Origin of the sequence: Anaeromassilibacillus sp. SJQ-1 (assembly GCF_046693725.1) — a bacterium.
Taxonomy (GTDB): domain Bacteria; phylum Bacillota; class Clostridia; order Oscillospirales; family Acutalibacteraceae; genus Anaeromassilibacillus.
This window is the reverse complement of the sequence record NZ_JBKEIV010000044.1, coordinates 21,350-43,857: the sequence shown is the minus strand read 5'-3', so window position 1 is coordinate 43,857 and position 22,508 is coordinate 21,350. Positions and strand designations below refer to the sequence as shown.

Genomic DNA, 22,508 nt, shown 5'->3' with positions numbered 1-22,508 from the left:
AGAGTTGCATCCTCTTCTGCCGGAGTGATTGAAAAACCGCTCCGGCAGAACACGGATGTGATTCTATTGTAATGGAAGTGTGGATATGACGAATTTAAAATGTACCGTCACAACCTGCGCCAACAACAGCCGAGAATGCTGCTGCCGCCCGGACATCAAAGTAGCAGGCGCCTGTGCCTGTGGATGTGAACAGACCTGCTGCTCCGACTTCATGGAGAAAAGCGGTTCCAGCTCTGCATCCAATGTCTCTTCCTGCGGCTGTTCCAATCCGAACCCGTCCCTGCATGTCCGTTGTGAAGCGCGCAATTGCATTTACAACGAGAACAACGAATGTGTTGCTGAAAACATTCATGTAGCAGACGGTTCCTGTGGGAAGGCAGATTGCAAGAGCCAGACAGAATGTGCTACCTTTAAAATGAAATAAGCCAAAAATTGGCTGCGCATGGACGGGGAACCCGTTGCTGCGCAGCCTTTTCTTATTTTACCCTGGTATCAAACGGCTATCGAACCTGGATAGCGCCAAGAATCTCTCCAATGCTTCCCTGAATTGCCAAATTTGCATTTTGATCCATCGATGTGGTCGATTTATTGATGAGAACCAGACGATTCCCCCGATAATAATGAATCAAACTGGCTGCGGGATAAACCGCCAGCGATGTTCCTCCGATCACCAAAAGGTCAGCATGCTCAATAGCGTCCACAGCTTCGGTCAATGTATTCGGATTCAAGCTCTCCTCATAAAGCACCACGTCCGGCTTGATCGTACCGCCACATGTACAAGTTGGGATTCCAGTACTGTGCAGTATAAATTGCGCGTCATATATCTGATGGCAGCGCTGACAGAAATTGCGATGCACCGATCCGTGCAGCTCCATTACACGTTCACTTCCCGCCTTCTGATGCAATCCATCAATATTTTGTGTGACGACCGCTGTCAGCTTTTCCTGCCCGTTCCAATTCTGCCAATTTTATGTGGGCGGCATTGGGCTGTGCATCCAGATAGAGCATTTTTGCCCGGTAAAAATCGAAAAACTCTTTCGTATGCGTTACATAAAAATGATGACTTAACATCACCTCTGGCGGATAGGAATAATGCTGATTGTAAAGCCCATCCACACTGCGGAAGTCCGGGATTCCGCTTTCTGTGGATACACCCGCACCACCGAAAAAGACTATTTTTCTGCTTTGGTCTACAAGCTCCTGTAACTTCTGCAATTTTTCAAGTTCCTGCATATCGGCCACCTCCCACTGTTGATACTCCTATTGTACTGCGCCCCTAAGGACGCGGCAAGTAAATTTAAATGTTTTTTGAACTCTTTTCCCCTTCCATTGCAAAGTAGGCCCACATTCCCTATAATAGACACAGTTAAGAAATTTCTTGGAAAAATATTTGTAAAACATATGACTTTCTTAATAGGAGAATGAAGAATGCAGAAGGCTTTAGAAATTATAGAGGAAGTAAAAAAGGCGGTTGTCGGAAAGAATGCCGTGATCGGCAAAATGCTGATGGTAATCCTGGCCCAGGGGCATATCCTGCTGGAGGATATTCCAGGGGTTGGAAAAACCACTCTGGCCTTGGCTTTTTCAAAAGCGATGGCCCTAGACTACCGGCGAATGCAGTTCACGCCGGATGTGATGCCTACGGATGTGACCGGTTTCTCTGTGTACAACAAGTCCACCGGCCAGCTCGAATACAAGCCGGGCGCGGCTCTGTGCAACCTCTTCTTGGCGGATGAAATCAATCGAACATCCAGTAAAACGCAAGCGGCACTTCTGGAAGTGATGGAAGAAGGACGCATCACCGTAGACGGCGTAACACGTGAAACCCCCAAGCCATATATCGTGATTGCCACGCAGAATCCTGTCGGATCTGCGGGTACACAGCTTCTTCCAGAATCCCAGATGGATCGCTTTATGGTATGCCTGACGATGGGGTACCCCAAATTGGAAGATGAAATTGAGATTCTACGCCGGAAACAAGGGGAGATCCCTTGGAACAAGTCCAAAAGGTGGTAGGCAACAACGGAAATTTTATCCATGCAGCGGGAGGTGGAACGCATCTATCTGGCAGACAGCCTCTATGATTACATTGCACGGCTGACGGCTGCCACCCGCAAAGAACCTCTCATCCGTCTGGGTGCAAGTCCCCGCGGCTCCATTGCATTGACCCGTATGGCACAGGCTGCCGCTTATCTGAGTGGACGCGACTATGTCATTCCGCGGGATGTCCAAATTGTCTTTCACGACGTCATTGGCCACCGCATTGTATTGAGCCCTCAGGCCAAAATGGCGGATGTTTCTGTCGCCTCTCTCTGGAAAAAATTCTGAATTGCGTCAATGCGCCCACCGTTAAATGAGGTGTGCCTATGCTGCGATGTCGACTGGTTTATTTGCTTGCCCTTGTAGGGGCTGTTCTATTTTATATTTTCTTTAATGGATATTTGTCCTATTTTGTCCTGATTTTCGCACTGGTTTTGCCGTTTCTCTCCCTCGTTTTGAGCCTGCCTGGGATGTGTGCGATGCGCGCCCATGTGGAAATTCCCCTCACAGCCGTTGTCCGAAAAAGTCCGTTTCCCGTCCAATTGATTGTGGAAAACCGAACGCCATTTCCTATGGCACGTGCACGTATTCGTCTCCGTTACTCCAATACATTCAGTCACGAGGAAACGTCCGAAACGGTTTTTATGCCTGTCTTTCATGGAAAGCAACGGATCGAGCGCGAAGCGATTGCCCAGCACTGCGGAAAGCTGTTGTTCTCTTTGGAAGAAATACGATGTTACGATTTTCTCGGTCTGTTTACTTGCCGGCATAGAGCTCCAAAGCCAAAGGAATTGTTCATTCTTCCTCATATTGCCCCTTTGGAACTTGCCTTGGAATCCTCTTCTACTCCAGACCCGGAAAGCGATACCTTTTCCACAGAAAAGCCCGGAGACGATCCTTCCGAAATTTTCGGAGTCCGTCCCTATCGGGAGGGGGATCGGTTGCGCAGCATTCATTGGAAGCTTTCTTCCCGCACAGGAGACCTCATGGTCAAGGAGTTCAGCCTTCCTATTTGCAGTTCCGCTTTAATTATGATCGATCTGTTTGGTGACACCGACATGTTGGACGGTGTCTTGGACAGGCTTGCCGCTCTCTCCCATTTTTTATTGGAAAATGGTCTGGAATACGAGGTGCAGTGGTACGATCCCAACGCTGTTCAGCTTCGCCAAGTACACTTGGCAAGTTTTGACGATCTTTATGCTCTTTTAAACCAATTGCTGGCGCATCCAGCACCGAAGGCTGGTTTATCCGTTCCGGAATGCCGGATGCGTTTGGGGGACGTAAAAGAGTATCCCTATATGTTTTCCATTACGCCGCAGCACATTGAGGAACTCGTCAGCGGCACGGTATGGGAGGAAGTGCCATGAAAGAGCAAAATCAAGCGGGGATTCTCCTGAGCCGTCCGGCCTGGAAGAACCCAAAACGGGGGAGTTTATCCATTCTGTTGGCAGATATGCTCTTGGTTCTACTCAGCCTGTTTGGAACTGCGCAATGTCTTGTATCGGCGTTCTCTCTGTCGGTCAAGCCTTTATTTTTATCCCTGTGTATCGCATTGTTTACCTTTCTATTTCTTGTAGTATTTTCTTTAAAGCGATGGCGCCTTCCATTCTTATTGGCCTTATCCGCGGCCTATTGTGTCACCGCGTACTTTTTGCGAACCTATTTCCTTCAGGGATTCGTTCTGACTACCAATCAAATTCTGTCTACCATGAGTACGCACTCTCGTTTTGATTTTCCACAATTTCGGGTCGATTTGCCGGTCGGAGAATATACAAATGCCTGCACGATCTTTCTGGCGTTTGTATTGTTCTTTTTGTCGTGTTATATATGCTGGACCGTCCGCCGGCACAGCTTTTGGCTTTCTCTATTGGGGACAGCCCCTTTCCTGCTTGTTCCACTGGGTTTCACGATCACGCCTGCATGGCCTTCCGTATTGATGCTGCTCGCCTTTTGGGCTACGCTGTTATTTAGCCGCTTTTGCGCGCACAGTTCCTTTGGCCGAACCTCCGCCGCAGGCCGTGTCGTCCTGCTTGTACTTCCCGCCGTTGGCCTTTGTCTGGTGGGTATGAGCTTGTTGATTCCTCAAGATACCTATACCCGTCCGGCCGCCATCGAAGAGCTTCGAAAGGATTTGGAAAGCGGGATTTATCAATCCTCCCTCTTTTCTACACAAGGCGGGACGCTGGGGCGTGTCAATCTTAACACAGCGGGCAACCGGGAATATACCGGGCAAACCGTCTTGCGGGTCAAGAATCCAGACAAAACGCCTTTGTATCTGCACGCATTTTCCGGAAGCGTTTATACCGGTGTCAGTTGGGAACCTCTTCCCGACTCTTCCTACGCCGAGCTGGAGGACGCCCTTTACTTTAACCCACAGAACATGTCAGGACAGTTTCTCTCCTTTTATGCCCTTCCAGAAGAGCAATCGCTTTTGGTGGAAATTGAAATACAAAATGTTGCTGCCAATCGGAACTGTATCTACGCGCCTTATGGCCTGGCTTCCCGTCCAGAGGAATTGCCCGGTACCGCATTTGTCCATGACGCTTACATTCGCGCGACTTCTCCATTTGGCATGGCAAATTATACGCTACAGACATGGGATTTGACCCGCTTTTCTCGGACTGCAGACCTTGAATTGGTCTCCGAACCGTTCTATTCTGCGGAACAGGCGTATCGTTCCTTTGCCAATACCCATTATACGCAGTTGCCACAAAACCTTCTGGAAAAGTTACAATGGTACTGCATACAGATGGGGATTCCCTCCGTAGAAATCGCTGGACAGGAGGCCGTCGTTCGCGCGATCACGGATTTGGTCCTATCCAGCGGCGAATACACCCTATCCCCCGGAACAACACCGGAGGGGCGCGATTTTGTGGATTATTTTCTCTTTGAAAACCATAAAGGATACTGTGTTCATTTTGCCAGCACAGCTGTCGCACTTTTGCGTTCACAGGGGATTCCCGCGCGCTATGCCGAGGGATATGCTGTTACCGCAGGGGACTATGGGGAGGATGGCTGGGCGGATATTCCGGATCGGCACGCCCACGCTTGGGCGGAGGTCTATACTCCGGGGCTGGGTTGGCAGCCTTTGGAGGTTACCCCGGGCATCCAACTTTCCACCGGTGAGTTGAACGAATCAGGCGATGTTCTTCCAGAAGAGTCCTCCAGTTTACCAGAAAGCAAACCGGAAAGCAGCAGTGAGCCGTCTTCCAGTGAAGTTACATCTTCCTCCTCTCCGGTGGAGACTTCTTCCAGCGCATCTTCTACTGCCGAATCTGCCTCATTTGATTTTGGCCCACTTTCCGCCATTCTTTTGGTATTTTTGTCGGCTGGCGGTGGAATTTTCCTGGTTGCCCTGCGGCGGGTTATTCTTTTGAAGCGGCGTGAAAAACGGTTTCATCTGGTCAATACCAATCAGGCGGCCCTTGCAATTTACGCTTATCTGACAGACCTCACTGCCTTTGGTGCTTCTATCAACCCGCGTTCGGAAGAACTGGCGCTAAAGGCCAAGTTTAGCCCACATATTCTCACACAGGATGAGGTTGAAGAATTGCGGTCCGATGCCCATAAAATGGCGCGTGCACTCTATCCCACTTTACCCGTGTTCCGTAAGCTGGTCTTTAAATACGGAAAATGTCTGCTTTAAGCAGAAGGTTTCCTTCCACCTTCGTTGCGGAGAATCCGTAAACAATATGGAATGTTTTCGGGTTGTATTGGCGATTCCCGTTCCCATACTCGAAGTCAAGAGGGTGTCCCAAAACTACGAATTTTACGATTTATAGGAAAGGGGCATCCTCTTTCTGTTTGAAAAATATCTGAGTTTCTAAAAAAGAGGGGACTCTCCCGTTATTTCATAACGTTTGGAACCCTCTCCAAGTAGGCTTGTAAGGGGACCCTATTACCGGCGAGCGCCTTCAAACGCATAGAACATTCCCCTTTGTATCACTTGCCCACGGCCTGTAAACGAGTAAGCACCCTACTAACAACAAACTTCTATCCATTGAAAGATTGTTGTTAGTAGCTTGCTTTGTCTAATACTTGAAGCGAAAACTTTTTTACGTGGCATCTCTACCAGCGGAACCAGCGGTTTTCCTAATCAATCCCCTTTCCTTTTCACAATAAGCCTGAACCTTATTGTACTGGGTTTGGGATCTTTTGCATAATTTCTTTTTTCTCCGCATATCGGGGAATTTTGTTTCGTCTTTCTTAAATACCTAAATGAAGGAATAAAAAGGCTCTGTAATCGGCTGAGTGGCCGGACTACAGAGCCTTTTTATATTCGGGGGACCATACAGAAATCTTATACCATCAAATTGCAGACTCGATTGGAAAATGCTACTGGATCGTCAATGGATACGCCTTCAATCAGAAGTGCCTGATCGTACAGCAGCTTTGCATATTCCTTCAACTGATCCTGATTCTCCGTATACAGCTTACAGAGTTTTTCAAAGATCGGATGGTTCGCGTTGATCTCCAAAACCCGCTGCGCCTGGACCTTTTGGTCGTTCGGCATTGCATTGAGCACTTTTTCCATCTCAATAGAGATCGCTCCCTCAGAGGACAGGCAAACTGGGTGGGATTTGAGCTTTTGAGAAAGAATTACCTCTTTTACCTTTCCATCCAAAGCATCCTTCATGAACGCGAGCAAATCTTTATTCTCTTCCACTTTCTTTGCAGCTTCCTGCTTTTCTTCCTCAGTCTCCAAGTCCAAATTGTCAGCGGAAACGGAACGGAATTCCTTCTCCTCGTACTTCATCATCATGCGCAGAGCAAATTCATCCACATTATCCGTAAGATATAGGATCTCATACCCCTTATCTTTCAGTGCCTCTGTCTGCGGAAGGAGATCAATTTTGTCCACTGTCTCGCCGCAGGCATAGTAGATATACTTTTGCTCTTCCTTCATGCGGCCCACATACTCTTTGAGCGTCACCAATTTCTTCTCACTGGAAGAGTGGAACAGCAACAGATCCTGTAGGATCTCCTTATGCATACCGTAGTCGGCGTACACGCCATATTTTAGCTGTAAACCAAAGTTTTTATAGAAGGATTCGTATTTCTCACGCTCGTTGAGCAACATACTTTCCAACTCGGACTTGATCTTCTTTTCCAATCTGGAGGCAATGACCTTCAACTGGCGGTCGTGTTGCAACATTTCTCTGGAAATATTTAGCGACAAATCCTGCGAATCGACAAGGCCTTTCACAAAACTGAAATAATCCGGCAGAAGATCCGGGCATTTCTCCATAATCAATACCCCGTTCGAGTAGAGTTGGAGTCCCTTTTCGTAATCGCGGGTATAAAAATCGAACGGTGCGCGTGCCGGAATAAACAATAGGGCGTTGTACGTAGCCACCCCTTCTGTACTGCTGTGAATAACCTTCAGCGGTTTTTCATAGTCATTGAATTTGTCCTGATAAAACCGATTGTACTCTTCCTCGGTAATCTCATTTTTATTCTTACGCCAGAGCGGAACCATGCTGTTTAGGGTTTCATTCTCCGTATAGGTTTCAAATTCGGGATTTTTCTCATCGCAGCCCTCTTTCATGCGGCTTTTTTCCACATCCATTCGGATGGGATAGCGAATGTAATCCGAATACTTCTTGACAAGATTCTTTATGGTGTAGGTATCCAAGAATTCGTCGTAATTGTTTTCTTCTGTATTTGGCTTGATGTTCAGAAGAATCTCCGTACCGTAACTTTCCTTTTCACAGGGCTCGATGGTGTACCCTTCGGCTCCTTTGCTGGACCACTTCCATGCTTCATCGCTTCCAAACGCGCGGCTCGTCACGGTCACACAGTCGCTGACCATAAACGCTGAATAAAAGCCGACCCCAAACTGGCCGATAATCTCGATATCCTCTTTTGGCTCGTTGTCCTTTTTAAAGCTGAGCGAACCGCTTTTGGCGATGGTACCCAGATTGTTTTCCAGTTCGTCTTTCGTCATACCGCAACCATTGTCCGAAATAGTCAATGTGCGCTCTTCCTTATTCGGTTGGATGCAAATAGAGAAGTCCTCCCGCGAGAGCCCGGTATCTCCGTCAGACAGCGTTTTATAGTAGAGCTTGTCGATGGCGTCGCTTGCGTTGGAAATCAACTCGCGCAGAAAGATCTCACGGTGCGTATAGATCGAATGAATCATCAAATCCAAAAGGCGTTTTGATTCCGCCTGAAACTGTTTCATTGCCATTTTTATCAACCTCTTGCATTTTAATTTAGCACTCTTATTAATCAAGTGCTAATTGTATTGTAGTACAACTTTTGAAAAAATGCAATGAACAAATTATGAACAAAACATCCGGACGGATTGCCTCTCTTGACGATCACAATCGCAGAAGGCCCATTGAGGTTCAGCAGCCCTCCTCTGGCAGCCTATAGGCGCCGGACCTTTCTACCGCTTGAACCTCCGGATCTTGTACAATATTTTTGGGGACATCCATTCTTCCTATGAAGCCATCCGAAATAATTAAAGAAAACAAAGACGGCAAAAGCGAGGAATTCAGCCACGCTTTTGCCGTCTATTCTTTTATGCCAGATTGCCCGTATAGAGCTGATAGTAACGCCCCTTCTGGGCAATCAACTCGTCGTGTGTACCGCGTTCAATGATTCGGCCTTGTTCCAGAACCATGATACAATCCGCATTCTTAACTGTGGACAAGCGATGCGCAATCACAAACGTTGTACGGCCATACATCAATCCATCCATACCTTGCTGAACCAATGCTTCTGTACGGGTGTCAATGGAACTGGTCGCTTCGTCCAAAATCAAGACTGGCGGGTCTGCCACAGCAGCACGAGCAATCGCCAGCAGCTGTCTCTGACCCTGGCTCAAATTCGATCCATCGCCAGTCAACATGGTATGATAGCCGTCCGGCAAACGGCGGATAAAGCCGTCTGCATTTGCCAAGCGTGCTGCTGCAATGCATTCCTCATCGGTTGCCTCTAAACGGCCATATCGGATATTCTCCATAACCGTCCCGGTGAAAAGATGCGTATCCTGCAAAACAATGCCCAAACTGCGGCGCAGATCATCCTTCTTGATCTTGTTGATGTTGATTCCGTCATAACGAATCTTTCCGTCTTGAATATCGTAAAACCGGTTGATCAGATTTGTAATGGTTGTCTTTCCGGCTCCTGTACTGCCGACAAAGGCCACTTTCTGTCCCGGCGTAGCATACAGCTTGATATTGTGCAGCACAATTTTATCCGGTGTGTAGCCAAAGTCTACATCGTTAAACACCACGTCACCCGTCAAGCGGGTATAAGTCACCGAACCATCGCTGTGCGGATGTTTCCATGCCCAACGGCAAGTGCGCTCTTCGCATTCTACAAGGGAACTGTCGGCCTGTTCCTTGACATTCACCAGGGTAACATAGCCCTCGTCCGTTTCCGGTTCTTCATCCAACAGCGTAAAGACGCGCTCCGCGCCTGCAAGCGCCATGACAACGCTGTTGAGCTGTTGGCTGATCTGCGAGATCGGCTGCGTAAAGCTCTTATTGAGCGTCAGGAAGGATACCAGGGTCCCCAGCGTCAGTCCAACATACCCATGATTGCCAAGGTCGCCCCGACGACTGCACAGAGCACATAACTCAGATTGCCAATTTGCACATTGGCGGGCATCAGGATATTGGCAAATGTATTTGCCTGTTTGGCGCTTTCCCGCAGGTTTTCATTTAATTCCCGAAATTTTTCCAGGGTTTCATCCTCATGGCAAAAGACCTTGACCACCTTCTGGCCATCCATCATCTCTTCAATGTAGCCATTCACAATACCGAGGTTCTTTTGTTGTTCTGCAAAGTATTTGCCCGATTTCCCAGCGATTTTGCGCGTCACCAGCAGCGAGACACAGATCATCGCCAATGTAAGCAGGGTGAGTGGAATGTCCAAAATCACCATGCTGCAAAAGATGCTCAGTACTGTAACGCCACAGGAACAAATCTGCGGCAAGCTCTGGCTGATAAACTGACGCAGGGTATCTGTATCATTGGTATAGATGCTCATGATGTCGCCATGCGCGTGGGTATCAAAATAACGGATGGGCAACCGCTCCATGCGGGAAAACAATTCCACACGCAGATTTCGCAGCGTTCCCTGCGAGACATTGACCATCACGCGGGTGAACAAGAAGGAACAGAGAATACCAAATGCATAGACCCCTACGATCTGCAACAGAGCAGCCGCAAGCGGGCCAAAATCCGGGTCCGGTGAACCAATCATCGGTGTGATATAGTCGTCGATCAGCGTCTGAAGAAACAACGTCCCGCGTACCTGGGCTAATGCAGCACCGATGATACACACCAAAACCAGAATACAATGCGGTAAATAATTTTTAAAAATAAAGGCCAATAGACGTTTCAAAACCCCTTTGGCATTTTTGGGGCCTTTTCCTTTGACACCGGGCACATTTCGTCTTCCTACTTGTCTGGTTTCACTCATGCCAACTCGCCTCCCTTCTGATCGAAGTCGCCGCCACCTTTTGTCTGATTCTCATAGACCTCCTGATAGATCTTATTGGTCTTCAGCAGATTTTCATGGGTGTCCAGTCCATCGATTCGCCCGTCGTCCAGCACCAAAATGCGATCTGCATCCTGTACACTGGAGATCCTCTGAGCGATAATAAATTTTGTCGTGTTGGGAATCTCCTCGCGGAACGCCCGGCGGATTTTGGCATCCGTGGCGGTATCCACTGCGCTGGTAGAATCATCCAAAATTAAAATCTTCGGCTTCTTTAACAATGCGCGCGCAATGCAAAGGCGCTGTTTCTGTCCACCAGAGACGTTCGTTCCGCCCTGTTCGATATAAGTATGATACCCCTTCGGCATCTGCTGGATAAACTCATCTGCGCAGGCCAACTGACAGGCGCGTTTGCATGCCTCTTCCGTTGCATTTTTATCGCCCCAACGCAAGTTCTCCAAAATCGTCCCGCTAAACAACACGTTCTTTTGCAGAACCACCGCTACCTCATTGCGCAATGTTTCCAAGTCATAGTCACGTACATCGCGGCCACCCACACGTACTGTACCCTCGGATACATCGTACAGGCGGCTGATTAAATTGACAAGGCTCGACTTTGCGCTGCCGGTCCCGCCAATCACGCCGATGGTCTCCCCGGGGCGAACATGTAGATCGATGTCTTGTAAGACTGGTTTTCCACTGCCATGCCGGTAAGAAAAACTCACATGGTCAAAATCGACGCTGCCGTCTGCAATTTCGGTGCAAGCCTCTGTTGGGCTCTGGATGTCAGGATTTTCGTTGATAACTTCAGCAATGCGGTGCATACTTGCAACACTCATTGTAATCATAACGAACACCATGGAGAGCATCATCAAACTCATCAAGATATTCATAACGTAGCTGAACAGACTCGTCAGTTCACCAGTGGTCAAGCTGCCGACCGTAATCATCTGCGCACCAAACCAGCTGAGGGACAGAATGCACCCATACATCGCCAGCATCATAGCGGGATTGTTAAAAGCAAGCATACCTTCAGCCTTTACAAACAAGCGATAAAGATTCTGAGCTGCCTTTTGAAACTTTTCGGTCTCAAATTTCTCCCGTACAAAGGATTTGACCACCCGAATGGCGGAAACATTTTCTTGAACGCTCGCGTTTAGATCGTCGTATTTGCGGAACACCTGATCGAATAAGCTCATGGTTCTCCACATAATCAGACCCAAGCAGATCGCCAAAAAGATAATCGCCACAACAAAAACCATACTGATCCGATTATTGATCGAAAACGCCATAAAAAGCGCACAAATCATCATCACCGGCGCACGCACACACATGCGCAAGACCATCTGATAAGCATTCTGCACATTGGTGACATCCGTGGTCAAACGGGTCACCAACCCAGCGGTGGAATATTTGTCGATGTTGGAAAAAGAAAAGCGCTGGATGTTGGCAAACATCGCATCGCGCAAATTACAGGAAAAACCTGTTGCCGCATTGGCTGCAAATTTTCCAGCCAGAATTCCAAAAAGCAGGCACAGTGCGGCTGCAACCAGCATCATGGCCCCCACACGATAAACGGTGGACATCTCTCCTGTGTTAATGCCGTCGTCGATAATCGACGCCATCATGAGAGGAATGGTCAATTCCATGACCGACTCCAGCATCGTAAAAAGTGGGGCTAAAAAGGAGTCCCGCTTATACTGCCGGATCTGAGAAGTAAGTGTGTGGATCATAGAAATCCTCCTTCCATTTTGTTTGGCACAAAACTGTACGATATAGAACTATATGGTTCAAAAACAGCTTGATGTTGAAACGAAATTACTCCATAGGTTCTTGAATCCGATCGCGTAGCTTCTTTAACAAAACCAATAATTCCTCGTGCTCCTTTGGGGTGATAGCGGACTCCACCAGCTCCTCCGCTTGCAAAATGGATGACTCTACACGGCAATGAATCTCCTTTCCCAATGGCGTCGGTACAATTTTTTTTAAACGCGCATCATGCGCCACACCTTCCCGACGAATATACCCTTTGTGTTCCATCAGCTTTAAAATGCTGGTGACAGTAGAACGTGTAATATCAAAGCGGGATTCAATATCTTTCTGATAAATGTCATGCCCTTCATTGCGATGCAAATAAGCTAAGATCATACTGTGCATGGGTGTAATATCGTCATGGACATTTTTAGCAATGATATAATTCATCTTCCGCTCGATCAGGTTCCCCAGTGTCCGGATTTGGAACGTCAGAGCTTTTTCCGGATTCATATTGTGCCTCCATCTGTTTTATTTCAAACTGTTTTGTATAGAACATTATACGGCCAATTCTTGAAATGTCAAGTTCTTTTTTCGACAACCGTTAAAACTTACAGAATTTATTTTTTCATCTACATATTTTATACCGAATGGTAAAGTAGAAATCAGTCGGTATGCTTCTAACGGCTTCTCTCAGAGGTGTAATGCCCCGCTTGTCTTGGCATTACCTAAAAACCTTTCTCCCGCTTATCGCCTTATATTGGAAATACTTTTCATATTTGTGACAAGGTCATTTTTCATTTCAACTGTATGAAACACGTTTAAATCGTAGTAAACGGCTGGCATAAATTTCCTTCATTTATTCTATGGGAATGATTTAGAAAGCCTTTTCCCCTCGAATCCTTCTCCATCATCCAATAAAGATTTAAATACAAGTGTCATCCACTCTGCATGATCAACGATTTTTGCGATTGCTTTATCTAAATCATAAATTTTTTTTAGATTCAGTACTTTCTTCCGTTGTTCAACACGCGTCTGGAAAATGTTCATGATCCCTTGTACTTTTGCAAATACAGTCTATATGGAGCATATCTTTAAATATATAAGGAATCTTTTTCCAATCATACGAGACCGCGGGTTCATCTTTATGCCCTTCAATACCAGGAAACCGATAGCAGCGCCTAGGGCTATCGGAACATAAAGCAAACGCAATCATTGCATCACCCCATTTTTATGCCCATAATGGGGACTTTATATATATCGGATTTGCCGACCTATATGGATACTCATCCTATCGGAACTGGAAGCAATTGTTATAAATTCCCCGTCATCCTCTCTCCCAAACTTTTGTACACTACCAATCTTGGAATAGCTTTCCTAGCTGTATCACCTTTTTTGTTGCATAATCGCACAAAATTTCTATTTTTCCGGCATCTTTATCCAACTGCATAAAAAATTTCTGACACGTCCTGCAAGGCATACCTACTTTTCCGTCCGACATCACTACAACTATTTTCACAATTTGATTTTCTCCATTTGTAATCATATTTGCTATCGCATTTCTTTCTGCACACATTCTCAAAGAGCAAGTGGCATCCATACAAACACCGACGCAGATGTCTCCCTTTTCTGTAAGAAGTGCAACCGAAACAGAGCCAACTTCAAGTAAGTGGGAAGATTTCCTTTCGTACTGTACTTTCCTTGCAGCAATATATAGTTTGTCCCATGTCCCGTCATATTGTGAAAGCGCTTGTTCTTCCATTCTTCGCACAAAATCCTCTTTTCCCTCACAATAACGATCTATATCGTAGGGAAAATTTTGTGCAAGGATTTTTTTTATTTGTGCGTATTCATCCCGTTCTTTTTTATGAGTGCGCATATAATCCCGGAATGCAAGGTGCCTTCCGATGTTGTTCCAATCGTCCGCGTGGAAGATATGGATTTGATGAGTTCGTTCATCTCCACCCTTCCGGAGATAGCGCCTGCCAGCTATTCCAAATTCTCCGAGGTATTCATAACCTATACTAGAAAAGTCCCCTGAAACAATATCCACTTGTTCAAGGCTTCTCACTACTGCCATAATGTCAATAATCGGTTTAGCCGCCAGTCCCGGAACAGATGTACTGCCGATGTGATAGATTGTAATACAATTACCTTTTAATATTGCGCTTATCTTTTCTTTTTCTTGCTCATATTTTAACGGCCATTCCGGATTATAATCCAAAACGGTTATATGCTGTGGCATAGGACAGCCCCCTCCCAATTACCTTCTACCTATCCCGATTCTTAGGGCTGTCTCAAATTTGAAAGATCCCGCTAAACGATCCCATTTCTTTGTTCTCTCCTGCATAATCGTTTTGATATTTGTATGTCTTTTCGCTAGCCCATCGGTAACATATTTCGAAAAAATGATTCTCTGTTATTAATCATATATGCAATGGGGATGCCTCCACTCCCTTCCAATTGGGTTGAATCAAAAATTTTTATCAATGAATTCAAAGAATGGTTTTTTATTCACTTTATCTGGATGATTCCTATACCAATCAAACGCTTCCTGTAGTCCTTCATACAATGGTTTCACCTCTTGCATGAGTTCGTACTGCTTTGTAACATCAAGATCATATTCATAGTTATAAAAACTAAAATAGTTTCTCTGTTCAATGTCCTTGTACACATTCACACATTCAAGTTGAGCACCTACAACCTGATAACAAATTTTTACCCAATCATGGACAGATACTGTCGTTTGATTCCCTACGTTAAAAACGTGTCGAGAAGGTTTATTATCTAAGAGAATGTCTATAAATTTGCATAAATCGCCAATATGAAAAAACTGCAATTTCATATCCCCATTTTGGGGCAGATAGAACGTTCTGTTTTTCATGGCACAATCAAAAACAAACGCTTCTCTGTACACATTATTCATGGGACCATATAAATACGGGGGCCTAAGAATGTACGCATTTGGGTTTCTTTTCAATAGAACTGCTTCAGCGTCTATTTTCCTTGTCCCATATTCCCCCCAAAACTTATTAATTGCTAATGGCGCCTCTTCTTTAATGGGTTGAGGGGAATACTCCGGATATACAGCGCTTGAACTAATAAAGATGTAATCTTCATAACCATCCAAAGCATCCAGCAATAATGCAATATCGTTACCAGTGTATGCAGTATCGATCACAACATCAAAATGAGTATTGCGAAGTGCGTTTCCCAGATGATGCCTATCCGCTTGAATAAGCTTTACGCCTTTCGACTGTTCTCTCGTATTCCGATTTAATACGTATACGTCATATCCCTTTGAAACATAATACTCAGCAATATATCTGCTTACAAAGACAGTCCCACCAGTTATAAGAAATCTCTTCATGTTTGTCCCTCCACAAATTGATTTTCATAAGCTGCGTTTATACTAAAATCGGACACTCCAGCGCCGCCGGAATGTCCGATTCAGGATACACAAGTCTGTTTTCGTTGGTAGGAATTTCATTTTTTTGCCAAATGCGGTACATAATCGTGGTCTACCGTCAGCACTGTAAAATAGGTTGGGTCCAATCGGGAAATGCCCTGCGAAATCCGCTGTATCAACTCAGAATCACTCCACTGAAAATCAAATGGTACACAGACATCAAAAATTACATTGGTATGCGTCGTTCCCCAAACAACGCGAAAATCATGCATACTGATTTGCTCGGAAAGTTCTTCGAGCAGATGTATCACTTGTTCTTTCAGCTTTGTCGTACGCGCATCGTCTGTGACCACCGGGTCCAAGTGAATGACCAGATGAATATTCATATCCCGCAAAAAATCTCTTTCAATATTGTCAATGATGTCATGACTGACCAAAATGTCCTGCTCCGCAGGAACTTCACAGTGAACGGAGGCAAAACAACGCCCTGGCCCATAGTTATGCACAGTCAAATCATGGAGGCCCAAAACACCGTCATAACTGAGTATTTTTTCATAGATACTTTGCACCAGCTCTTCTGTTGGAGCACTTCCCAACAGGGGATTGCTGGTTTCCATAATCAGGTGAACACCACCAATGACAATCAAAATAGCGACAACCATCCCCATCCAACCGTCCAGATTGTAACCGGTCAGCTTGGTGACCGCCATACCGGCTAAAATGGCAATTGTACTGAACACATCATTCCGGCTGTCTGCCGCCGTTGCTTCCAGCGTCGTCGATGCAATCCGCCGGCCAATTGTGCGGTAGAACACAAACTGCCACAGCTTGAGTAATACAGAGACCACCAGGACCACCACTGCCAATAAGCTGATCTCACTATCCTCTGGATGAAGAATCTTCTCCAAAGAGGACTGCGCCAACTGAAATCCCAACAATAGAATAACCAACGATACAATCAGCCCACTGATATACTCAATTCTCGCATGGCCATACGGATGTTCTTTATCCGCTGGTTTTGCAGAAAGCTTAAAACCCACTAGGGTTACCACCGAGGACGCTGAATCCGACAGGTTATTGACTGCATCGGCCACAATGGCGACGCTGTGAAATGCGATGCCTGCCAAAATCTTGATACAGAATAACAGCACATTGGTGGCAATTCCTACAATCCCTGCAAATTTACCATATTGTTCCCGCACTGCATGGTTCTCTACATCTTGATAATTTTTAATGAACAGACGCACTAAGAAATCGGTCATACCATTCTCCTCGCTTTGGCGCTCTAATCCACAAAGAGGCTTCCTCCACACAATCGATCGTTACAAATAGGGGAAACTGTTCGATCTGAAGCTCCTTGACCGACTCACAACCGAGGTCCTCATAAGCAAGCACTTTGAGATTTCGCACACATTTGGCAGCCAACGCACCAGCACCACCAATGGCGCAAAGATACACAGCCCCATTGCGGCGAATCGCATCCACCACTGCCGGGGCACGATTCCCCTTTCCAATCATACAAATCATGCCCAGATCTAGCAGGCGTGGCGCAAAGACATCCATGCGGGAAGAAGTCGTAGGCCCGCACGAACCAATCGGCAACCCCTCTGGGGCTGGAGTTGGCCCTGCGTAATACACCGTAGCTCCTTTTAAAGGAAACGGAGGCTCTTCCCCGTGGTCCAATTGCTCGCAAATCCGCTTATGCGCGGCATCGCGCGCAGTGTAAATGGTGCCGCTCAGCAAAATTTGATCCCCTGCGCGAAGTGTCTTCGCACATTGAAGCAGCTCATTTGTATGAATCTGAATGCGTTCCATAGTTGAATCCTCCATAAAAAAGGGAGCTGCCCAGCAGTTCCCCATTTCAGTCCGTCTGTTTAGAACATATCCTTCTTTCGAAGAATCAGGTAAGCAGCCCCCATGCTCACAATCGCCAAAAGCAACGGGAACCAAAAATACGGCAAAGGCAGGCCCGATACATTCATGCCATAAAAACTGGAAATAACCGTCGGGATAGAAATCAACAGTGTGATCGAAGCCAAAACCTTCATCACAATATTCAGGTTATTGCTGATGACCGAAGCAAAGGCATCCATCGTTCCGGAAAGAATGTTGAGGTAGATGCTGGACATCTCAATCGCCTGCCGCACTTCAATCAACACATCCTCTAGCAGATCTTGGTCATCCTCATAGAGCTTAATCACTCTTCCTCTCGAAATCTTTTCGATTGTGATTTCGCTGCCTTTGAGTGAAGAAGAGAAATAAACAAGGGACTTTTCAATATCCAAAAGCTGAATCAGCTCAGAGTTCTTCATCGATTTGCGCAATTCCCGCTCCACATGGCTGCTGAGCTTATCAATCTGCTTCAAATACTGCAAATACTTTGTTGCAATCCGAAGCATCAGATGGAGGATAAAGCGCGTTTTCAGATTCGTCTGTACCCCTTTGACCACTCCGTCGGTAAACTCATCAATTACAGGATTTTCCCGCGTGCAGACCGTAATTACGTTTTTCTCTGTGATAATGATACCGAGCGGCGTCGTGGTATAAGTCACATGGCTGCCAGTCGTCTCAATCACCGGCATATCGATAATCACCAATGTACTGTAATCCTCTGTATCAATATGGGAAGATTCCTCCTCGTCCATTGCCGCACGGAAGAAATCTGGCTCAATTTGAAAATCCTCAATCAAACCGCTGATCTCTGCATCCGTCGGAGCAATACAGTTGATCCAACAACCGGGCTCGCATGCCTCCAACTGGGTAATGTGTCCGTCAATCGTCTTGTAGTAGGACAGCATTGCGTTCATCTCCTTTATTATCTTTTCGTATGTCGCCGCATAAAGGGTCCGGTTTCACAATGCCACCTCCCAACGAGCGCCGGAATGCGCAAAAAAATGCGCGCGGGTCCACGCGCGAATATGATAATCATTTATAACAAATTCATTATAGCACAGAAAAAGGAGATTTCAAGGGTGTGAAGCACATTTTGCATATTATTCCCGAAAATTTGCCCTCCAATGCCGTACACAGCCCAATTTGGCCTAAAATCATTCTTTTTTCATCAAACCATGAGAAAAGGCCAACAAAAAGCCCGGAAAAAAATCCGGGCTTTCAAACAATTCAATATGTAAAATTACTTGCGATTGAAAATGGACATAATATCCGTAAAGGTATCATCGTCGTCGATCGGCGCTGGGGCGGGTCTGCGGGATTGGCCCTCTCGGCTATCACGCGCCGTATTGGCATAGGCACCTGCCGATGTACTGCTCTTGCGTTCATCCAACATCGCCTCATTGGTTCCGTCATGTGTCGCAAAACCAGTCGCAATGACTGTGACGCTCATCTCATCCTCCATGCTCTCATCGAATGCGGCACCCCAGATGATATTTGCATCCTCGTGCGCCTGAGAGGCGATCATAGAAGAAGCGGTTTCAATTTCGTCCAAGCCAATATCCGGAGAAGAAGTGATGTTTACAATAACGCCCTTGGCGCCATTGATCGCTGTCTCCAACAATGGGCTGGAAATCGCCATATTGGCCGCTGTCTCCGCCTTATCCTTGCCGGAAGCGCGTCCAACGCCCATGTGTGCATAGCCAGCATCCTTCATAATAGCTGTAACATCTGCAAAGTCCAAATTGACAAGGCCGGGAAGCTTGATGAGGTCCGAAATGCTCTGTACACCCTGACGAAGCACATCGTCCGCAATGGAGAACGCATTAACAAGCGTAATCCGCTGCTCGCTCACCAGCTTAAGGCGTTCATTTGGAATGACAACAAGGGAGTCCACATGCTCTCGCAGGGCAGCAATGCCACTTTCTGCCTGTTCCATGCGGCGCCTGCCTTCAAATGCAAAGGGTTTTGTCACAATACCTACGGTCAACACGCCCATGTCACGGGCAACTTCTGCAACAATAGGAGCTGCACCTGTACCGGTACCCCCGCCCATACCTGCGGTGATAAACACCATATCGCTGCCGCGAATTGCCGCTGCAATCGCCTCACGGCTCTCTTCGCCAGCCTTCTGCCCCATCTCAGGCTTGGACCCTGCGCCCTTTCCATGGGTCACCTTTTCACCAATCTGAATTTTTTGAGTCGCCTTGGAACGATAGAGCGCTTGTTTATCGGTGTTGATGGAGATAAATTCCACCCCTTGTACGCCCATCGTAACCATGCGGTCGATCGCGTTTCCGCCACCGCCGCCGACACCAATTACTTTTATCTGTACAATATTGTCAAAATCATTATCAATCTCAAAAGGCATTGCTGCGTCCCCCTTAAACATCCTTTTATTCCATAGCGCCAGACTTTGCCTAGGATATTACTAATTTATCACTTTTGCAAAGTAATTTCAATAACTATTTACATAAGCTTGAAAGTTTCCAAGTATTTCTACCCTATCCAGGCGCCGAAGCACTCTCATTCGAATAGTCCGGTTCGAATGGTACCCTGTTATTTACTGCATCCGATAGGTTTAACGTTCCTTTTTCATTTTCTTTGATTCCACCAGTATCGAGAATTCCTTTTGCGTAATCGAGTTTATAATCTAAATCGGTAGGAAGGCCAAGTTCCATCGTGATACGGCCGTCATACAAAATCGTCAGGTTGTACCGGTCGCTGAGGTCGATCTCTGTGATCTTGTCCAACCCGCTGTCCTCGATGGCCCCACGCAATTCTTGAAAAATCTCCTTCGATTTATGCAGAGTGGATTCTTCTCCACTAACCCCTGTACTCTCTGCCGAAACGGCTTCCGATGAGCTTGTGGAGGATTCAGCCGAAGCAGAGGCATCGCCTTCTGCTGTGGAAGAGGAAGTATTCTCTTCCACATCGTCTGCATAGACAATCGGCTTTCCTACCTCTGCTTTGGCTAGTTCCAGGCCTTTGACCAATGTGATTCCTTCCGGGACGGTATCTGCAAACTCCAGCACCTTTTCACTGCTTCCAAGCAATGCATACCGCCCTTCATAGGCAATCGCTCCACTCGCTGTATCATCTTCCACGTGAATGACAATGGTGGCAGGAAGCTGTCTGGAAACCTTCGCTGATTTAATATAGGGAAGTTCCCTTTCAATGGATGCGCGGGCCTCTTTGGTCTTTGCTAAAAAAAGGTTCTCCCCCGCACAATTCCACTGATTTGCACGATCTGTTGCGCTGGGTAACGGGATGTTCCCGTCACTTGAATCGTGTCAATTTTAAACAACACGGTTAAGGAAAGTGTAACCGCGGCGACCACGACAAGCAGAAATGTCGCTATGTAAAACAAAATCGCACGCCGGCGCTTTCGACGGCGCCGCAGGGCTGCTCTCTGCTCTGTTCCACGCGGCACTTGCCGCCCATTCGAAAAGCGCGGCGGCGGCTCCGGTGGTTCCCGCCGTGGATTTTGCGGAGGCCTTCGGCCGGGCGGTCCACCTCGCGTGCCATTGGGTGTCCTTGCCATACGGTTTCACTTCCTTCCATCTGGACTTCCTTTCCAGTTCTTTGTTCAATCCGAAAGACGCGTTACCTGTGCACCGAGTGCACACAAACTCTTCTCCAAACATTCATACCCGCGATCGATGTGCCGTACGCCGCTGACGAGTGTCTCCCCTTGGGCAGCCAAGCCAGCCACTACCAAGGCCGCTCCACCCCGCAGGTCTGCCGCCTCGACCGGAGCCCCGGAAAGATGTCCTACCCCTTCTACCACGGCTACACGGCCTTCCACTTTGATATTCGCCCCCAAGCGAAGCAATTCTCCCACGTGCTTATAGCGGCTTTCAAAGATATTTTCTACAAAGATACTCGTACCATTCGCCACTGCTGTCATTGCCATCATCGGGGCCTGCGCGTCCGTCGGAAAGCCCGGATAAGGCATAGTCCGTACATTCTTAATGCGGCTCAGACGGTCCGGGGTATGCATACGGATTTCTTTTCCCCGAATCTCAAAACGGCACCCGCTCTCCTCAAATAGAGGAAGGACCGGCGCCAAGTGGGCTGGGAGTACATGAGTTAGCGTAATGCTGCTTCCCGTCGCCGCTGCTGCTGCAAGGAAGGTGGCCGCTGTGATCCGATCTGGAATCACCTCATGCTCACAGCCATGAAGGTTTTTGACCCCCTCTATGACGATGGTGCTCTCTCCCGCTCCAAGGATATTGGCGCCACATTGATTGAGGAACTCCGCTAAATCACAGATCTCTGGTTCACGCGCTGCATTGGTAATTACAGTTGTTCCCTGCGCACAGCAGGCGGCTAAAAGAACGTTTTCGGTTGCACCAACACTTGGGAAAGAAAAGGCAATATTTACGCCCTTGAGCCCCTCTGGAGCACTGCATTTTAAGCAACCGTGATCTTCCTGAATCTCCACCCCCATCTTCCGCAGTGCGGAAAGATGCAGATCAATCGGGCGGGGGCCCAGTTCGCAGCCTCCAGGAAAAGAAAGCTCCGCCCGACCCATACGGGAGATAATCGCTCCCAAAAAGACAATGGAGGAACGCATTTCCCGCATCAAATACTCCGGTATGTCGCTCTGCTCCACACTGCGTGGATCAATCGCAACATCCGCACCGGATCGCTCTGTATGGCATCCTAAATGCTGTAAAATCTTTTCCGAAGTTTGGACATCGGAGAGAACTGGACAGTTATGTAGCACACAAGTGCTGTCACAGAGCAGCGAGGCAGCCATTAACGGCAGCGTACTGTTTTTCGCACCATGTACGCGAACCTCCCCCTTTAACCGGCTGGGTCCCTGAATCAAAAGTTTTGACATAGCCGCACCCCTTTTCCCCGGGAAAAATGCCGGTGCCCGGCGTTTTCCACGTATCACAGGTTTTTTTGAACTGCTGTATACTATGCACCGGGAAGGTATGCTGTGCACACAGGG

General features: G+C 47.1%; 17 protein-coding genes and 2 pseudogenes. 5 read left to right on the top strand and 14 right to left on the bottom strand.

Translation table 11 applies throughout. The features are described from left to right. The first annotated feature begins 85 nt into the window (after positions 1-85). Complete coding sequence (locus ACGCCZ_RS11760; RefSeq protein WP_054324356.1) at positions 86-424, top strand: DUF1540 domain-containing protein; 339 nt, start codon at positions 86-88, stop codon at positions 422-424. A 76-nt stretch (positions 425-500) separates the two neighbouring features. Here ACGCCZ_RS11760 and ACGCCZ_RS11755 read toward each other — a convergent pair. Continuing rightward, a pseudogene (locus ACGCCZ_RS11755) lies at positions 501-1,233 on the bottom strand (NAD-dependent protein deacylase). Between the two features lie 195 nt (positions 1,234-1,428). On the opposite strand from ACGCCZ_RS11755, the gene ACGCCZ_RS11750 reads away from it, so the two are divergent. The 4 genes from ACGCCZ_RS11750 to ACGCCZ_RS11735 are packed head-to-tail and all read left to right on the top strand — an operon-like array spanning position 1,429 to position 5,686. Further along, a complete protein-coding gene (locus ACGCCZ_RS11750) occupies positions 1,429-2,016 on the top strand; it encodes an AAA family ATPase (protein ID WP_411656124.1) in 588 nt (195 codons plus the stop codon). Positions 2,017-2,037: 21 nt separating this feature from the next. Further along, positions 2,038-2,328, top strand: a complete 291-nt coding sequence (locus ACGCCZ_RS11745; RefSeq protein ID WP_411656123.1) for an AAA family ATPase — start codon at positions 2,038-2,040, stop codon at positions 2,326-2,328. A gap of 38 nt (positions 2,329-2,366) precedes the next feature. Then, positions 2,367-3,407: a DUF58 domain-containing protein gene (locus ACGCCZ_RS11740; protein ID WP_411656122.1), complete on the top strand. Its 1,041-nt coding sequence runs from the start codon at positions 2,367-2,369 to the stop codon at positions 3,405-3,407. After that, positions 3,404-5,686 (top strand): transglutaminaseTgpA domain-containing protein, encoded by a 2,283-nt coding sequence (locus ACGCCZ_RS11735; RefSeq protein ID WP_411656121.1) that lies wholly within the window; start codon positions 3,404-3,406, stop codon positions 5,684-5,686. Before ACGCCZ_RS11740 ends, ACGCCZ_RS11735 begins: the two co-directional genes overlap by 4 nt. 654 nt (positions 5,687-6,340) lie before the next feature. On the opposite strand, the gene htpG is transcribed toward ACGCCZ_RS11735, so the two are convergent. From htpG to murA, 13 genes and pseudogenes are all read right to left on the bottom strand, one after another. Continuing rightward, positions 6,341-8,230: a molecular chaperone HtpG gene (htpG, locus tag ACGCCZ_RS11730; RefSeq protein WP_054324362.1), complete on the bottom strand. Its 1,890-nt coding sequence runs from the start codon at positions 8,228-8,230 to the stop codon at positions 6,341-6,343. A gap of 336 nt (positions 8,231-8,566) precedes the next feature. Beyond that, positions 8,567-10,476, bottom strand: a pseudogene (locus ACGCCZ_RS11725) (ABC transporter ATP-binding protein). Then, complete coding sequence (locus tag ACGCCZ_RS11720) at positions 10,473-12,227, bottom strand: ABC transporter ATP-binding protein (RefSeq protein WP_085533198.1); 1,755 nt, start codon at positions 12,225-12,227, stop codon at positions 10,473-10,475. The pseudogene ACGCCZ_RS11725 and the gene ACGCCZ_RS11720 overlap by 4 nt, the downstream one beginning before the upstream one ends. A gap of 85 nt (positions 12,228-12,312) precedes the next feature. After that, positions 12,313-12,759, bottom strand: coding sequence for a MarR family winged helix-turn-helix transcriptional regulator (locus ACGCCZ_RS11715; protein WP_054324363.1), 447 nt, complete (start codon positions 12,757-12,759; stop codon positions 12,313-12,315). Positions 12,760-13,600: 841 nt separating this feature from the next. Continuing rightward, complete coding sequence (locus ACGCCZ_RS11710; protein ID WP_411656120.1) at positions 13,601-14,491, bottom strand: GrpB family protein; 891 nt, start codon at positions 14,489-14,491, stop codon at positions 13,601-13,603. Positions 14,492-14,719: 228 nt separating this feature from the next. Continuing rightward, positions 14,720-15,616: an NAD-dependent epimerase/dehydratase family protein gene (locus tag ACGCCZ_RS11705; protein ID WP_411656119.1), complete on the bottom strand. Its 897-nt coding sequence runs from the start codon at positions 15,614-15,616 to the stop codon at positions 14,720-14,722. A gap of 116 nt (positions 15,617-15,732) precedes the next feature. After that, positions 15,733-16,917: a cation diffusion facilitator family transporter gene (locus ACGCCZ_RS11700; RefSeq protein ID WP_411656118.1), complete on the bottom strand. Its 1,185-nt coding sequence runs from the start codon at positions 16,915-16,917 to the stop codon at positions 15,733-15,735. Continuing rightward, positions 16,886-17,470, bottom strand: a complete 585-nt coding sequence (locus tag ACGCCZ_RS11695) for a FumA C-terminus/TtdB family hydratase beta subunit (RefSeq protein WP_411656117.1) — start codon at positions 17,468-17,470, stop codon at positions 16,886-16,888. Before ACGCCZ_RS11695 ends, ACGCCZ_RS11700 begins: the two co-directional genes overlap by 32 nt. 59 nt (positions 17,471-17,529) lie before the next feature. Continuing rightward, positions 17,530-18,453 carry a magnesium transporter CorA family protein gene (locus ACGCCZ_RS11690; RefSeq protein WP_054324367.1) on the bottom strand — a complete coding sequence of 308 codons (924 nt, stop codon included), beginning with the start codon at positions 18,451-18,453 and terminating at the stop codon, positions 17,530-17,532. A gap of 335 nt (positions 18,454-18,788) precedes the next feature. Next, complete coding sequence (gene ftsZ, locus ACGCCZ_RS11685) at positions 18,789-19,916, bottom strand: cell division protein FtsZ (protein WP_054324368.1); 1,128 nt, start codon at positions 19,914-19,916, stop codon at positions 18,789-18,791. Positions 19,917-20,049: 133 nt separating this feature from the next. Next, on the bottom strand, positions 20,050-20,652 hold the full coding sequence (locus ACGCCZ_RS11680) for a hypothetical protein (protein ID WP_411656116.1): 603 nt from the start codon (positions 20,650-20,652) through the stop codon (positions 20,050-20,052). A gap of 98 nt (positions 20,653-20,750) precedes the next feature. Continuing rightward, positions 20,751-21,089: a hypothetical protein gene (locus ACGCCZ_RS11675; protein WP_411656115.1), complete on the bottom strand. Its 339-nt coding sequence runs from the start codon at positions 21,087-21,089 to the stop codon at positions 20,751-20,753. A gap of 45 nt (positions 21,090-21,134) precedes the next feature. After that, the gene (gene murA / locus ACGCCZ_RS11670) at positions 21,135-22,394 is read right to left on the bottom strand and encodes a UDP-N-acetylglucosamine 1-carboxyvinyltransferase (RefSeq protein ID WP_411656114.1); all 1,260 of its coding nucleotides are present in this window, start codon (positions 22,392-22,394) and stop codon (positions 21,135-21,137) included. Between the last annotated feature and the right edge of the window lie 114 nt (positions 22,395-22,508).